11 protein-coding genes are annotated in these 13,952 nt (G+C 71.3%); 4 read left to right on the top strand and 7 right to left on the bottom strand.

Annotated elements, in window-relative coordinates; translation table 11 throughout:
- Nucleotides 1–53 precede the first annotated feature (53 nt).
- Complete coding sequence (locus tag ACFPZI_RS22140; protein ID WP_381365627.1) at nt 54–497, top strand: PPOX class F420-dependent oxidoreductase; 444 nt, start codon at nt 54–56, stop codon at nt 495–497.
- A 104-nt stretch (nt 498–601) separates the two neighbouring features.
- Here ACFPZI_RS22140 and ACFPZI_RS22135 read toward each other — a convergent pair whose 3' ends face one another.
- Together ACFPZI_RS22135 and ACFPZI_RS22130 are read right to left on the bottom strand one after the other, a co-directional pair.
- Nucleotides 602–1,984: an MFS transporter gene (locus tag ACFPZI_RS22135; RefSeq protein ID WP_381365624.1), complete on the bottom strand. Its 1,383-nt coding sequence runs from the start codon at nt 1,982–1,984 to the stop codon at nt 602–604.
- Nucleotides 1,985–2,186: 202 nt separating this feature from the next.
- Complete coding sequence (locus ACFPZI_RS22130) at nt 2,187–2,858, bottom strand: TetR/AcrR family transcriptional regulator (RefSeq protein WP_381365622.1); 672 nt, start codon at nt 2,856–2,858, stop codon at nt 2,187–2,189.
- Nucleotides 2,859–3,000: 142 nt separating this feature from the next.
- Between ACFPZI_RS22130 and ACFPZI_RS22125 the strand changes: the two genes are divergently transcribed.
- Nucleotides 3,001–3,885, top strand: coding sequence for a shikimate dehydrogenase (locus ACFPZI_RS22125; protein WP_381365619.1), 885 nt, complete (start codon nt 3,001–3,003; stop codon nt 3,883–3,885).
- 73 nt (nt 3,886–3,958) lie between these two features.
- Nucleotides 3,959–5,827, top strand: coding sequence for a bifunctional sugar phosphate isomerase/epimerase/4-hydroxyphenylpyruvate dioxygenase family protein (locus tag ACFPZI_RS22120; RefSeq protein ID WP_381365616.1), 1,869 nt, complete (start codon nt 3,959–3,961; stop codon nt 5,825–5,827).
- Nucleotides 5,828–5,899: 72 nt separating this feature from the next.
- Here ACFPZI_RS22120 and ACFPZI_RS22115 read toward each other — a convergent pair whose 3' ends face one another.
- The 5 genes from ACFPZI_RS22115 to ACFPZI_RS22095 form a co-directional block, all read right to left on the bottom strand.
- Complete coding sequence (locus tag ACFPZI_RS22115; RefSeq protein WP_381365613.1) at nt 5,900–6,484, bottom strand: histidine phosphatase family protein; 585 nt, start codon at nt 6,482–6,484, stop codon at nt 5,900–5,902.
- 5 nt (nt 6,485–6,489) lie between these two features.
- Complete coding sequence (gnd, locus tag ACFPZI_RS22110) at nt 6,490–7,434, bottom strand: phosphogluconate dehydrogenase (NAD(+)-dependent, decarboxylating) (RefSeq protein WP_381365610.1); 945 nt, start codon at nt 7,432–7,434, stop codon at nt 6,490–6,492.
- Nucleotides 7,435–7,580: 146 nt separating this feature from the next.
- Entirely contained in the window at nt 7,581–8,516 is a 936-nt protein-coding gene (gene opcA, locus ACFPZI_RS22105; protein ID WP_381365607.1) for a glucose-6-phosphate dehydrogenase assembly protein OpcA, read from the bottom strand.
- Nucleotides 8,513–10,093: a glucose-6-phosphate dehydrogenase gene (gene zwf, locus ACFPZI_RS22100; RefSeq protein WP_381365683.1), complete on the bottom strand. Its 1,581-nt coding sequence runs from the start codon at nt 10,091–10,093 to the stop codon at nt 8,513–8,515. The genes opcA and zwf overlap by 4 nt, the downstream gene beginning before the upstream one ends.
- Before the next feature lie 330 nt (nt 10,094–10,423).
- Nucleotides 10,424–11,839 carry a glycoside hydrolase family 16 protein gene (locus ACFPZI_RS22095; RefSeq protein WP_381365605.1) on the bottom strand — a complete coding sequence of 472 codons (1,416 nt, stop codon included), beginning with the start codon at nt 11,837–11,839 and terminating at the stop codon, nt 10,424–10,426.
- A 542-nt stretch (nt 11,840–12,381) separates the two neighbouring features.
- Here ACFPZI_RS22095 and ACFPZI_RS22090 point away from each other — a divergent pair.
- Nucleotides 12,382–13,719, top strand: a complete 1,338-nt coding sequence (locus ACFPZI_RS22090) for a 6-phospho-beta-glucosidase (RefSeq protein WP_381365603.1) — start codon at nt 12,382–12,384, stop codon at nt 13,717–13,719.
- The last annotated feature ends 233 nt before the right edge of the window (nt 13,720–13,952 follow it).

The following is a 13,952-nucleotide window of genomic DNA, read 5'->3' as shown; positions in this document are numbered from 1 at the left end:
ACCGGCGAACCCCGCCGGGAACACCCGACCCCGCGTGCCCCGTTGAGCCGGGTATGACACAGGACACACAGCGGGCCCTGCTGGAGCTGATCGGCGACGAGGACGGCGGAGTGCTCGTCACCCTGAAGCAGGACGGACGGCCTCAGCTGTCGAACGTCAATCACGCCTACTACCCCGACGAACGGGTGATCCGCGTCTCGATCACGGACGACCGCGCCAAGACCCGCAACCTGCGGCGCGACCCCCGGGCGTCCTACCACGTGACGACCTCCGACCGGTGGGCGTACACGGTCGCCGAGGGAACCGCCGAGCTGTCGCCCGTCGCCGCCGACCCGCACGACGAGACGGTGGAGGAACTCATCCGGCTCTATCGCGACGTCAACGGCGAACACCCCGACTGGGACGACTACCGCGCCGCCATGGTCCGCGACGGCCGCCTCGTACTGCGGCTGCGGGTGGAACGGGTGTACGGGATTCCGCGGCGCGGCGAGTCGTAGGCCCCCGGGCCCCGCCGGACGGCCGATGCCGACGCGAGACCCCCGGAGCCGGGGTACGGCTCCGGGGGCCGAAGCCGGCGGGTCGGGCCGTCACTTCCGGTGGGTCAGGCCGTCACTTTCTCCGGCTGGGCCGCGCCGCCATCGGACGTGCGTTCGCCGAGCAGTTCGGTCGGAACGCGGTGCGTCTCCCGGGCGGAGAGCGCCGCGATCACCGGCGGCACGCACAGGGCGGCCGTGAACAGCGCCACCGCCATCCAGCCGTCGCCGTCAGGACCCGCGATCTGCGCGGCGAAGGTGACCGCGAACCCGGCCACCGCGAACCCGATCTGGGTGCCGATCGCCATGCCCGAGAGCCGCACCCGGGTCGGGAACATCTCGCCGTAGAAGGAGGGCCACACACCGTTCGCGGCGCTGTAGACGACACCGAAGGTGATGATGCCCAGGAGCATCGTCAGCGCGAAGTTGCCGGTGGAGATGGCCCACAGGTAGACGAACATCGCCACCGCGCTGCCCGCGGCGCCGACCAGGTAGACCGGCCGGCGGCCGATCCGGTCGGAGAGCGTGGCCCACAGCGGGATCGCGGCGAGCGCGGCGACGTTCGCCAGCGCGGCCACCCACAGCATCGACGTACGGGACATGCCGACCGAGTCACTGGTCGCGTACGCCAGCGCCCACACCGTGAAGATCGTGCTGACCGAGGCGACCAGCGCACCCGCGATCACCCGCAGGACGTCCGCCCAGTGCTCGCGCAGCAGCACCACCAGCGGCAGCTTCGCGACACCCTCGGTCGCGGTCTGCTGCTCGAAGGCCGGCGTCTCGTCGAGCTTGCGGCGGATCACGTACCCGACGACGGCGACCGCGACGCTCATCCAGAACGGCACCCGCCAGCCCCACGAGAGCAACTGCTCCTCGGGCATCGAGGCCACCGGGATGAAGACCAGCGTGGCAAGCAGCTGACCGCCCTGCGTGCCGCTCAGGGTGAAACTGGTGAAGAAGCCGCGCCGGTGGGGCGGCGCGTGTTCCAGGGTCATCGAGTTCGCGCTGGCCTGCTCGCCCGCCGCCGAGATGCCCTGCAGGATGCGGCACAGCACCAGCAGGACCGGCGCGAGGGTGCCGACCTGGTCACGGGTGGGCAGACAGCCGATGAGGAACGTCGACAGGCCCATCAGCATCAGGGTGAAGACCATGATCTTCTTCCGGCCGACCCGGTCCCCGTAGTGGCCGAGGAACAGCGCGCCGACGGGCCGGGCCGCGTACGCGACACCGAACGTCGCCAGTGACAGCAGGGTGGCGGTGGCCGGGTCGGAGTCGTCGAAGAAGACCTCCGGGAAGATCAGCGCCGCCGCGCTGCCGTAGATGAAGAAGTCGTAGTACTCCAGGGCACTGCCGATCCAGGCGGCGGTCGCCGCCTTCTTCGGCTGTCCGGGCGGCTGTTCGGACAGCTGTCCGGGCGGAGCGGAGTCGCGGGGCGGGTTGGGGACGGACACGGCGGGCTCCTTCGGGGGACTCCGCGACAGTACGCGGAGGACGAGCGGAGGGGAGACGCCGCAGTGCTAATTAACCCACTGGATAGTTAGTCGCGGCTGGATACGGATGCTGCGCCCGACCGTCCACGGTGTCAAGGGGTGGCGTCGTACGGACTTGGTCCGGGACCCGCCGGAGCGGGGGCCGACGCGCACCGTGCGCAGGTCAGTCCGCCGCCCGCTCCGCCGTCAGGTACGCGATCACCATGTCGCCCAGCATCGCCCGGTAGTGCTCGCGCCGGTCCGCGTCGACCAGGTCGCGGCCGAACAGCGCGCCGAAGGTGTGCCGGTTGGACACCCGGAAGAAGCAGAACGCGCTGATCATCGCGTGCAGGTCGACGGCGTCCACATCGGTCGTGAACAGGCCCGACCTCTGTCCGGCGGCCAGGATCCGGCGGATCACGTCGAGCGCGGGCGAACCCATCCGGCCGAGTTTCTCGGAGGCCGCGATGTGCTGTGCGTCGTGGATGTTCTCGATGCTCACCAGGCGGATGAAGTCCGGGTGCTGCTCATGGTGGTCGAAGGTCACCTCGGCGAGGCGCCGGATGGCCGCCACCGGGTCCAGGTGATCGACGTCCAGCTCCTGCTCGGCCTCCCGGATCACGCCGTACGCGCGCTCCAGCACGGCCGTGAACAGCTGCTCCTTGCCGCCGAAGTAGTAGTAGATCATCCGCTTGGTGGTGCGGGTGCGGGCGGCGATCTCGTCGACGCGGGCACCGTCGTAGCCGGCCCGCGCGAACTCCCGGGTCGCCACGTCGAGGATCTCGGCCCTGGTGCGGGCGGCGTCACGGACACGCTCGCGCTCGCGGGGCCGTGCCGGTTCTTCGGCGCTGGTCATGGGTTCCTTCGGGTGAGAGGGCAGTGCCCGTGATTGTAGAAGGGGGCCGTTCCCGGCCCATCGGGTCTTCCGTGCCGCCCGACCGGCTGATATAGCTAACGTACTGGTTCGTACATTAGTGGGCCGCTCTCTGGAGGCGCCGGTGCTCAAGGACTCGTATCTCGTCGGGCTGATCGGCTCCGGCATCGGCCCGTCGCTCAGCCCCGCGCTGCACGAGCGGGAGGCCAACCGGCAGGGCCTGCGCTGTCTGTACCGGCTCCTCGACCTGGACACGATCGGCCTACCGCCCGAGGGTGTGGGCGAGCTGCTGAACGCGGCCCGGCTGCTCGGATTCGACGGGCTCAACATCACCCACCCGTGCAAGCGGCACGTCGTCGAGCACCTGGACGCGCTCGATCCGCAGGCCGAGGCGCTCGGCGCGGTCAACACCGTCGTCTTCGAGGACGGCCGGGCCGTCGGCCACAACACGGACGTCACCGGCTTCGCCGCCTCCTTCGCCCGCGGCCTGCCCGACGTGCCACTGGAGCGCGTGGTGCAGATCGGCGCGGGCGGCGCCGGCGCCGCCGTCGCGCACGCCGTCCTCACCCTCGGCGCCGGACGGGTCACCGTGGTCGACGCCCTGCCGGAGCGGGCCGACGAACTCGCCGGCTCCCTGAACCGCACCTTCGGTGCCGACCGCGCCACCGCCGCACCCTCGGCCCTGCTGCCCGAACTCCTTGCCCGGGCCGACGGCAACGGCGGCCTGGTGCACGCGACCCCCACCGGCATGGCCGCCCACCCGGGCCTGCCCCTGCCCGCGAAGCTGCTGCACCCCGGACTGTGGGTCGCCGAGGTCGTCTACCGGCCGCTCGAGACGGACCTGCTGCGTGCCGCCCGCGCCGCGGGCTGCGCCACCCTCGACGGCGGCGGCATGGCAGCCTTCCAGGCCGCCGACGCTTTTCGCCTGTTCACCGGCCGGGAACCCGACCGTGCCCGCATGCTCGCCCATCTCACCGACCTCACCGGCCCGGTGCCCGCCCCCAAGTAGCCCTCAGCGGACCTTCATGAGCCTCGTGAACCGCAGGCACTCCACGGAACGTCACGGAAACAGAGGTACCGACGTGCGTACGTCCATCGCCACCGTCTCCCTCAGCGGCACCCTCACCGAGAAGCTCACGGCCGCCGCCCGCGCAGGCTTCGACGGCGTGGAGATCTTCGAGAACGATCTGCTCGCCAGCCGGCTCACTCCGCGGGAGATCCGCGCCCGCTGCGCCGACCTGGGACTCACCGTCGACCTCTATCAACCGATGCGGGACATCGAGGCGGTGCCCGCCGAGCTGTTCGCCCGCAATCTGCGGCGCGCCCGGCACAAGTTCGGGCTGATGCGCGAACTCGGCGCCGACACCGTGCTCGTCTGCTCCAGCGTCGACCCCGAGGCGGTCGACGACGACGCCCTCGCCGCCGCGCACCTGCGCGAACTCGCCGACCTGGCCCAGAACTTCGGCATCCGCGTCGCCTACGAGGCGCTGGCCTGGGGGCGGCACGTCAGTACGTACGACCACGCCTGGCGCATCGTCGAGGCGGCAGGGCATCCGGCGCTCGGCACCTGTCTGGACAGCTTCCACATCCTCTCCCGGGGCTCCGACCCGAAGGGCATCGAGGACATCCCCGGCGAGAAGATCTTCTTCCTCCAGCTGGCCGACGCCCCGCTGCCCGCGATGGACGTGCTCCAGTGGAGCCGCCACCACCGCTGCTTCCCCGGACAGGGCGGCTTCGACGTCGCCGGTCTCGTCCGGCACGTACTGCGCACCGGCTACGCGGGGCCCCTGTCCCTCGAGGTGTTCAACGACGTGTTCCGGCAGGCCGAGGCAGCCCCGACCGCCGTCGACGCCCGCCGCTCCCTGCTCGCGCTGCAGGAGGAGGTGGGGGCGGCGGAGGAGAAGCCGCCGTCCGCCCCGGTCACGTCCGCCCCGCTCACGGCCACCCCGGTCATCCCCGTCCCCGTCGTCCCCACCGGCTTCGCCTTCGCCGAACTCGTCGCCGCCGACGCCGAACCCCTCACCGGGCTGCTTGCCGCCCTGGGCTTCGCCCGTACCGCCCGCCACCGCAGCAAGCCCGTCGACCTCTGGCAGCAGGGCGAGGCCCGGATCCTCGTCAACACGGGAGCCGTCGTACGCCGCGACGGGGCCCAACTCGCCGCCGTGGGCCTGGAGTCACCCGACCCCGGCGGTGCCGCCGACCGCGCGGAGGCCCTGCTGGCGCCCGTGCTGCCCCGCCGCCGCGCCCCCGAGGACGCCCCGCTGGACGCGGTCGCCGCCCCCGACGGCACCGAACTGTTCTTCTGCGACGCCCGGCGCGACACCCGACACACCGACTGGCGGGCCGACTTCGAGGACGTCGGACAGGCCCCGGCCGTTCCCGGTGTCCGCCGCATCGACCATCTCGCGCTCACCCAGCCCTGGCACCACTTCGACGAGGCGGCCCTCTTCCACCGCAGCGTGCTCGGACTGAAGGCCGAGGAGAGTGTCGACGTCGCCGATCCCTACGGCCTGCAGCGCAGTCGCGCGCTCAGCAACGCCGACGGCACCGTACGGATCGTCCTCACCGTCGGCGCCGCGCCCACCGACGACACCGTGCACGCCCAGCACATCGCGTTCGCCACCGACGACGTGGTCGCCGCCGCCCGCCGGCTCCGTGACGCAGGCGCCCCGTTGCTGCCGATCCCGGCCAACTACTACGACGACCTCGCGGCCCGCTACGAGTTCGCCGACGGTGAGCTGGAGACCTACCGCGAACTGGGCATCCTCTACGACCGCGACGAGCACGGGGGCAGCCTGCGGCACTGCTACACCCGCACCGTCGGCCGGATGTTCTTCGAACTCATCCAGCGTGACGGCGGCCACCGCGGCTACGGCGCCCGCAACGCGCCGGTACGGCTGGCCGCCCAGCACGCCGTACGGACCGCGAGCGCCCTCGGCGGGGCCGGCTGAGGAGCCGAGGAGCCGACGGCCGGCGAGGTCGGCGAAGCCGGTCCCGCGGCGGTGCCTGCCTCCAGTCCCCGGTCACGGCCGGATGTTCCACTCCGCGACGACCGGACTGCCGTGCTCCAGCGACAGCCGGCTCAGCGTGCCCGTACCCAGCCGGAACAGCCGTCCGTCCGCGGGCGGCAGGCCCAGCCGGCGTGCCGTCAGGACCCGCAGCAGATGGCCGTGCGCCACCAGCAGCACATCGCCCGCGTCGAGCGCCCCGGCCACCGCGGACAGCACCCGGTCGGCCCGCTCGCCGACCTGGCCGGGGGACTCGCCGGGGAACTCGGTCCCGGCCGGCACCCCGTCGGTCCACAGGTCCCAGTCGGGCCGGGTGCGGCGGATGTCGGCGGTGGTGACGCCCTCGTAGCCGCCGTAGTCCCACTCCCGCAGGTCCGGCTCCGGCAACGCCCCCGACAGACCGGCCAGTTCGGCGGTACGCCGGGCGCGGACCAGCGGGCTGGTGAGGACGAGGGTGAAGGCACGGCCTTCGAGCAGCGGGATCAGTGCCCTGGCCTGTGCCTCACCGCCCTCGGTCAGGGGCAGGTCGGTATGGCCGGTGTGCCGCCCCGACCTGCTCCACTCCGTCTCACCGTGCCGGGCGAGCAGCAGATCGCCCACGGCCGCTACGCCTCGTCCGGACTTCCCGGACTTCCCGGACTTCCCGGACTCGCCGGGCTTTTCCGGTCGGGCCGATCCGCGGACGCGACCGCGTGCCCGCCGAACTGGTTGCGCAGCGCCGCGACCATCTTCATCTGCGGCGAGTCCTCCTGCCGGGAGGAGAACCGGGCGAACAGCGAGGCGGTGATCGCGGGCAGCGGCACCGCGTTGTCGATGGCCGCCTCCACGGTCCAGCGGCCCTCGCCCGAATCGTCGGCGTACCCGCGCACCTTCTCCAGGTGCGCGTCGTCGTCGAGGGCGTTGACCGCGAGGTCGAGCAGCCAGGAACGGATGACCGTGCCGTCCTGCCAGGAGCGGTACACCTCGCGGACGTTGTCCACCGAGTCGACCTTCTCCAGCAGCTCCCAGCCCTCGGCGTAGGCCTGCATCATCGCGTACTCGATGCCGTTGTGGACCATCTTCGCGAAGTGCCCGGCACCGACCCGGCCCGCGTGGACATAGCCGTACGGGCCGTCCGGCTTCAGCGCGTCGAAGATCGGCTTCAGGCGCTCCACGTGTTCCTCCTCGCCGCCGACCATGAGGGCGTAGCCGTTCTCCAGCCCCCACACACCGCCCGAGACACCCGCGTCGACGAAGCCGATGCCCCGGGCCCCCAGCTCCCTGGCGTGTTTCTCGTCGTCCCTCCAGTGGGAGTTGCCGCCGTCGACGACGGTGTCACCGGGCTTGAGCAGGCTTCCCAGCTGGTCGATGACGTGCTGGGTGACCGCCCCGGCCGGGACCATCACCCAGACCGCGCGCGGCCCGTCGAGCCGGTCGACCACGTCGGACAGATGGCCGACGTCGGAGAGGTCGGGATTGGTGTCGTAGCCGACGACGGTGTGCCCGGCGGCACGGATGCGCTCGCGCATGTTGCCGCCCATCTTGCCGAGACCAACAAGGCCGATCTGCATGTCAGTTCACTTCCCGATGTCGTGATGGGCGGCCCACCGGGGCGGCGGGTCGGTGCGGACGTGTCGTGGGCGTCGGGCCGGCCGGGGGCCTCAGCCATGAGCGGGCCCGGGGCAGGAGCGAGGGCCTCGGGCGCGGGCGGGGAGTCTCAGGCAGGGGCGGTGGCCTCCTCTGCGGTCTCGCCGCGCAGGGCGACGGCGTACATCTCGTCCGCGTCGAGCCGCCGGAGCTCCTCGGCGATCAGCTCGGACAGGGGGCGGATCTTCAGCGCGAGCCGCCGCGAGGGCTGCCCCGGCAGCGAGAGCGTGGCCATCGGGCCCTCCGGACGGTCGATGACGATCTCGCCGTCCACCGTGCCCAGCCGTACCCCCGTGACCACCGGGCCGGCCGTCATCACCCGCTCGACCGACACGTTCAGCCGGGCCTCGAGCCAGCGTGCCAGCAGCTCCGCGCTGGGGTTCTCGGCCTCGCTCTCCACGGCCGCCGACGTCACCGTCAGCGGGGCCTGGTCCAGGGCGGCCGCCAGCATCGAACGCCACGGCGTCAGCCGGGTCCAGGCCAGGTCGGTGTCCCCGGGCGCGTAGGTCCGCTCCCGGGCCGACAGGACCTCCAGGGGGTTCTCGACCGCGTACAGGTCGGTGATCCTGCGCTGGGCCAGCGCGCCCAGCGGGTCGTTCGAGGGGTGCTCGGGCGCGTCGGCCGGCCACCAGACCACCACCGGCGCGTCCGGCAGCAGCAGCGGCAGCACCACGGAGTCGGCGTGGTCGGACACCTCGCCGTAGGTCCGCAGGATGACGGTCTCGCCGGTACCGGCCTCCGAGCCGACCCGAACCTCGGCGTCCAGCCTCGGATGGGTGCGCTCGCGCGGGGTGCGGGCATGCCGCTTGATGACGACCAGCATGCGCGAGGGGTGCTCGTGCGAGGCCTCCTCGACGGCCTTGATCGCGTCGTAGGCGTTCTCCTCGTTCGTGACGATCACCATCGTCAGGACCATGCCCACCGCGGGGGTGCCGATGGCGCGGCGACCCCGCACCAGCGCCTTGTTGACATCGCTTGCCGTGGTGTCGGTCAGATCGATCTTCATGGTCTGCGCCAGCTCCGTCCGTCTCGTGCGAGCATCTCGTCGGCTTCCGCGGGTCCCCAGCCGCCCGAGGCGTACCGCGCCGGGCTGCCGTGGGATGCCCAGTACTCCTCGACCGGGTCGAGGATCCTCCAGGACTCTTCCACTTCCTGATGGCGGGGGAACAGGTTGGCGTCCCCCAGCAGGACATCGAGGATGAGCCGCTCGTACGCCTCCGGGCTGGACTCGGTGAACGACTCGCCGTAGGCGAAGTCCATCGACACGTCCCGGATCTCCATCGAGGTGCCCGGCACCTTGGAGCCGAACCGCACCGTCACGCCCTCGTCCGGCTGCACCCGGATGACGACGGCGTTCTCCCCGAGCTCCTCGGTTGCCGTGGAGTCGAACGGCGAATGCGGCGCCCGCTGCAGGACGACCGCGATCTCGGTGACCCGGCGGCCCAGCCGCTTGCCGGTACGCAGGTAGAAGGGGACGCCCGCCCAGCGGCGGTTGTCCACGCCCAGCTTGATCGCGGCGTACGTGTCGGTGGTGGAACCCGCGTCGATGCCGTCCTCCTCCGCGTAACCGCACACCCGCCTGCCGCCCTGCCAGGCACCCTCGTACTGCCCGCGCACGGTGTGCCGGCCCAGGTCCTTCGGCAGCCGCACGGCCCGGAACACCTTCAGCTTCTCGGTGAGCAGCGACGCCGCGTCGAAGGAGGCCGGCTCCTCCATGGCGGTCAGCGCCATGAGCTGGAGCAGGTGGTTCTGGATGACGTCACGGGCGGCGCCGATGCCGTCGTAGTAGCCGGCCCGGCCGCCGATGCCGATGTCCTCGGCCATGGTGATCTGCACGTGGTCGACGAAGGACCGGTTCCAGATCGGTTCGAACATCGTGTTCGCGAAGCGCAGGGCCAGGATGTTCTGGACGGTCTCCTTGCCCAGGTAGTGGTCGATGCGGAAGACCTGGTCCGGGGCGAACACCTCGTGGACGATCGCGTTGAGCTCCTTGGCCGACCTCAGGTCGTGGCCGAACGGCTTCTCGATCACCGCCCGCCGCCAGGCGCCGGCGGGCGCGTCGGCCAGCCCGTGCTTCTTCAGCTGCTGGACCACCTTCGGGAAGAACCTCGGCGGTACGGAGAGGTAGAAGGCGTAGTTGCCGCTGGTGCCCCGGGAACTGTCCAACTCGTCGACGGTCAAGCGCAGTTGCTCGAACGCCGTGTCGTCGTCGAAGTCACCCGGCACGAACCGCATGCCCTCGGCGAGCTGCTGCCAGACCTCCTCGCGGAACGGCGTGCGGGCGTGTTCCTCGACCGCGTCGTGCACCACTTCCGCGAAATCCTGGTCCTCCCAGTCCCGGCGGGCGAAACCGACCAGCGAGAAGCCCGGCGGCAGCAGACCCCGGTTGGCGAGGTCGTACACCGCCGGCATCAGCTTCTTGCGGGACAGGTCACCGGTCACCCCGAAGATGACGAGCCCGGAGGGGCCGGCGATGCGCGGGAGACGGCGGTCGCGCGAGTCACGCAGGGGATTGGACCATTCGGTACCGGCCGGATCCCCGGGCGTCTCCTTGTGCGGAGCCTCGGTCGTCTCCTCGGTCATTCCCGTCAGCTCCTTGTCGTCGAGGTGGTCGAGGGCCTGCCCCACCGTTGCCGCGGATTCCTGCCGGGCGTGCCCGTCCTTCGTGACGCCCTCGGTCCTCCTTCTCCACCTACAGGGTGTCCCGGTACGCCCGAACCTTCACCTCCGTAACATGGTTACCAGTAAAAGTATGAAGTATTCGCGGGAGGGCGGCCCTGCGGTGCGGGCGTCCCGGGAAAGCGTCGGGTCGCGGACATGGGTGAGGGGGGCCCACGCGTGCGTGGGGCCCCTCGGCCGGTCGGGGAAGTCGGTGGTTCGGGTCAGCGGCCGGTCACGTGGGCCGGCCGGTGGTCAGCGGCCGAACGTGAACCAGTTGACGTTCACGAAGTCCTGCGGCTGGCCGCTCGTGAAGGTCAGATACACGTCGTGCGTGCCCGTCACGGACGCGATGTTCGCCGGGACGGTCCGCCAGGACTGCCAGCCGCCCGTGTTGCCCACCGAGAAACTCCCGATGGGGGCGTTGCCGCGGCTGTCCAGCCGCACCTCGACCAGACCGCTGACCCCGGTGGGCGCACCGCTCGCCACCCGGGCCGAGAACTGCCTGGCCGCGGACGAGCCGAAGTTGACACCCTTGAACTGCAGCCAGTCACCGTTGGCCAGCGCGCCCACGTTCTGACCGCCGCCGGAGTCCGAGGTGGTCTCCGTGATCGTGCCGGACTGGCCGTCGAAGGACTCGGCCTGGATGGTGCCGTACGCGTCGCGGTTGCCGGTCGGCGGGGGCGTGGTGCCACCGCCGCCGGAGGCCAGGACCTGGACGTAGTCGACGAGCATCGAGTGTCCGGGCTGCGTACCGGCGTCCGGGCCGCCGCCGAAGGCGTCGGGGAAGCCGCCGCCCATCGCCACGTTGAGAATGATGAAGAAGCCGTGGTCGGTGGCGTTCGTCCAGGTCGTCGCGTCGACCTGGTTCTTCCGCACGGTGTGGAAGGTGTTGCCGTCGAGGGAGAAGCGGATCTCCTCCACGCTCGTCGAACGGTCCCACTCCAGCCGGTAGGTGTGGAATCCGGCCTGACAGGTCGTTCCCTGACAGGTGGTCGAACTTCCGATACCGCTGTTCTCGTTGCACGGCCCGCCGGGCGCGGTGCCGCAGTGCACCGTGGCGAAGACGGTGTTGTTGCCCTGCGTGTTCTCCATGATGTCCAGCTCGCCGACAGCCGGCCAGTTCCAGTAGTTGCCCCGGTACGGCGCGCCCAGCATCCAGAACGCCGGCCAGTAGCCCTTGGCGGCGGCACCGGTCACGTTCGGCACCTGGATGCGGCTCTCGACGCGCAGGGTGCCGCCGGCCGGAGGCTCGAAGTCGGCACGGTTGGTCTCGACACGGCCGGAGGTCCAGTTCCCGGAGGCGTCCCGGCGCGGGGTGATACGGAGATTGCCGTTGCCGTCGAGGGAGACGTTCTCCGGGCTCGACGTCATCGTCTCGATCTCACCGGTGCCCCAGTTGGCGGGACCGCCCGGATAACCCTTGCCGGTCGCGTACCGCCAGTTGGAGGTGTTGAGGCCGCTGCCCGCGGCGCCGTTGAAGTCGTCGACGAAGACCTGGTTCCAGCCCGACGGGGGAGCCGGGGCGGAGGCGCTCGCCGACGGCAGGGCGATGGTGGAGGCCGCGAGCGCGAGCCCGAGGGTGCCGACGGCGGCCAGCAGCGCCCGCCGCAGCGGGCGGGATCCGCGCGGGACGCGGGGTCTGCGGGGGGTGCCGGAGGTGTCACTCATGTGGGGATGCCTCTCGGAGACGGAGACGGAGACGGAGACGGATGTGGATGCGTTGGTCGATCCATGGACGGATCCAGGTGCGGACCCGCGTTCGGTTCCAGGTGCGGAGCCAGGTACGGGGAGTGCCTAAGAGCCCTGCTCATCGGCTCTGAGAGCGCTCTCACGGTGTCGCCAATGTGCTCCGCGACCCCGTGGCCGTCAAGAGGTGTAACCGAGAAAGTCCTTGCGTGCGAGGAGGGTTCATCTCATGAATTGACGCGAAGGGGTGCAACAGCGCCACGCCCGGCCGTACGAAGCGGCTCCCGTCCGGTGACCGGGCGCCGCGCGCGGCTTTCCGTTCGACCACATGCCGGGCACATGTGCACCGCTTGGTCTCGGACCTTCGCCGGCACCCGCGGGCGGGGCCTCACCGGAGAGAGGGACGTCCCCGAGCCCGGACGGGTGCCCCGCTGCCGGCCGAAGGCGTCATGATCGAGGGCAGTGACGTGGTGGACGATCGGCTCGGCAGACGTCGACGCCGCCGCGGTGGGAAGGGTGCGGACGTGAAACTGACGATTCTGGGCGGCGGGGGATTCCGGGTCCCGCTGGTGTACGGCGCGCTCCTCGGGGACCACGCCGAGGGACGGGTGACACGGGTCGTTCTCCACGATGTCGACGACCGTCGACTGTATGCAGTCGCCCGTGTACTGGCCGAACAGGCAGCCGGCGTGCCCGACGCTCCCGAGGTGAGCACCACCACCGACCTGGACGAAGCACTGCGGGGCGCCGACTTCGTCTTCTCCGCGATCCGCGTCGGCGGCCTCGAGGGCCGGGCGAACGACGAACGGGTCGCGCTCGCCGAGGGCGTCCTCGGGCAGGAGACGGTCGGCGCGGGCGGCATCGCCTACGGACTGCGTACCGTCCCCGTCGCCGTGGACATCGCCCGGCGGGTGGCCCGGCTCGCCCCCGACGCCTGGGTCATCAACTTCACCAACCCGGCGGGCCTGGTCACCGAGGCCATGTCCCGTCACCTCGGCGACCGGGTCATCGGCATCTGCGACTCGCCGGTCGGCCTCGGCCGTCGTATCGCCCGGGTCCTCGGCGCGGACCCGCGGGAAGCGTGGATCGACTACGTCGGCCTCAACCACCTCGGCTGGGTGCGCGGCCTGTACGTCAAGGGCCGCGACGAACTCCCGCGCCTGCTCGCCGACCTGCCCCTGCTCGGCTCCTTCGAGGAGGGCAGGCTCTTCGGTGCCGACTGGCTCCAGTCCCTGGGCGCCGTCCCCAACGAGTACCTGCACTACTACTACTACAACCGGGAGACCGTACGCGCCTACCAGCAGGCCGAGAAGACCCGCGGCGCCTTCCTCCACGACCAACAGGCCCGCTTCTACACGCAGGTGGGCAACCCGGACATCCCCGCTCTCGCCACCTGGGACCGCACCCGCGCCGAACGCGAGGCCACCTACATGGCCGAGAACCGCGAGACCGCCGGCGCCGGCGACCGCGACGAGGGCGACCTGTCCGGCGGCTACGAGAAAGTGGCCCTCGCCCTGATGCGGGCCGTCGCCCGCGACGAACGCACCACCCTGATCCTCAACGTCCGCAACCGCAGCACCCTTTCGGCGCTGGACGGGGACGCGGTCATCGAGGTCCCCTGTCTGGTCGACGCCCAGGGAGCGCACCCCGTCTCCGTCGATCCGCTGCCGGACCACGCCACCGGCCTGGTCTGCGCGGTCAAGGCGGTCGAGCGTGAGGTGCTCCGTGCCGCCGAGTCCGGCTCCCGTACCCATGCGGTCAAGGCGTTCGCGCTGCACCCGCTCGTCGACTCCGTGAACGTGGCCCGCCGCCTCGTCGACGGCTACACCGCCGTCCACCCCGGCCTCGCCTATCTCAAGTAGCCGTGCGGGGCGAGCACTTCAGGAGGAGAGCACTTCATCCTCGTTGGACAGGCACCGTAAGTACTCTCCGGCCTGACCCGCCGGACAGGCCCTGGCGGTGGGGCGGGACTGACGGTGTGCATCGGGCCGGCCGGTCGCTCCCCGTGACAGCGGCCGACCGACCCGAGCCCCCCCGTTCCCCCGTGCTTCCCTCCCCCGTGCTTCCCCCGTCCCCCCGGAAAGGCTTCCCCGTC

The sequence above is a fragment of the Streptomyces chlorus genome, assembly GCF_042655885.1.
GTDB classification, from domain to species: Bacteria; Actinomycetota; Actinomycetes; order Streptomycetales; family Streptomycetaceae; genus Streptomyces; species Streptomyces chlorus.
The sequence above is the reverse complement of the archived record's forward strand: the minus strand, read 5'-3'. Positions and strand labels throughout refer to the sequence as shown.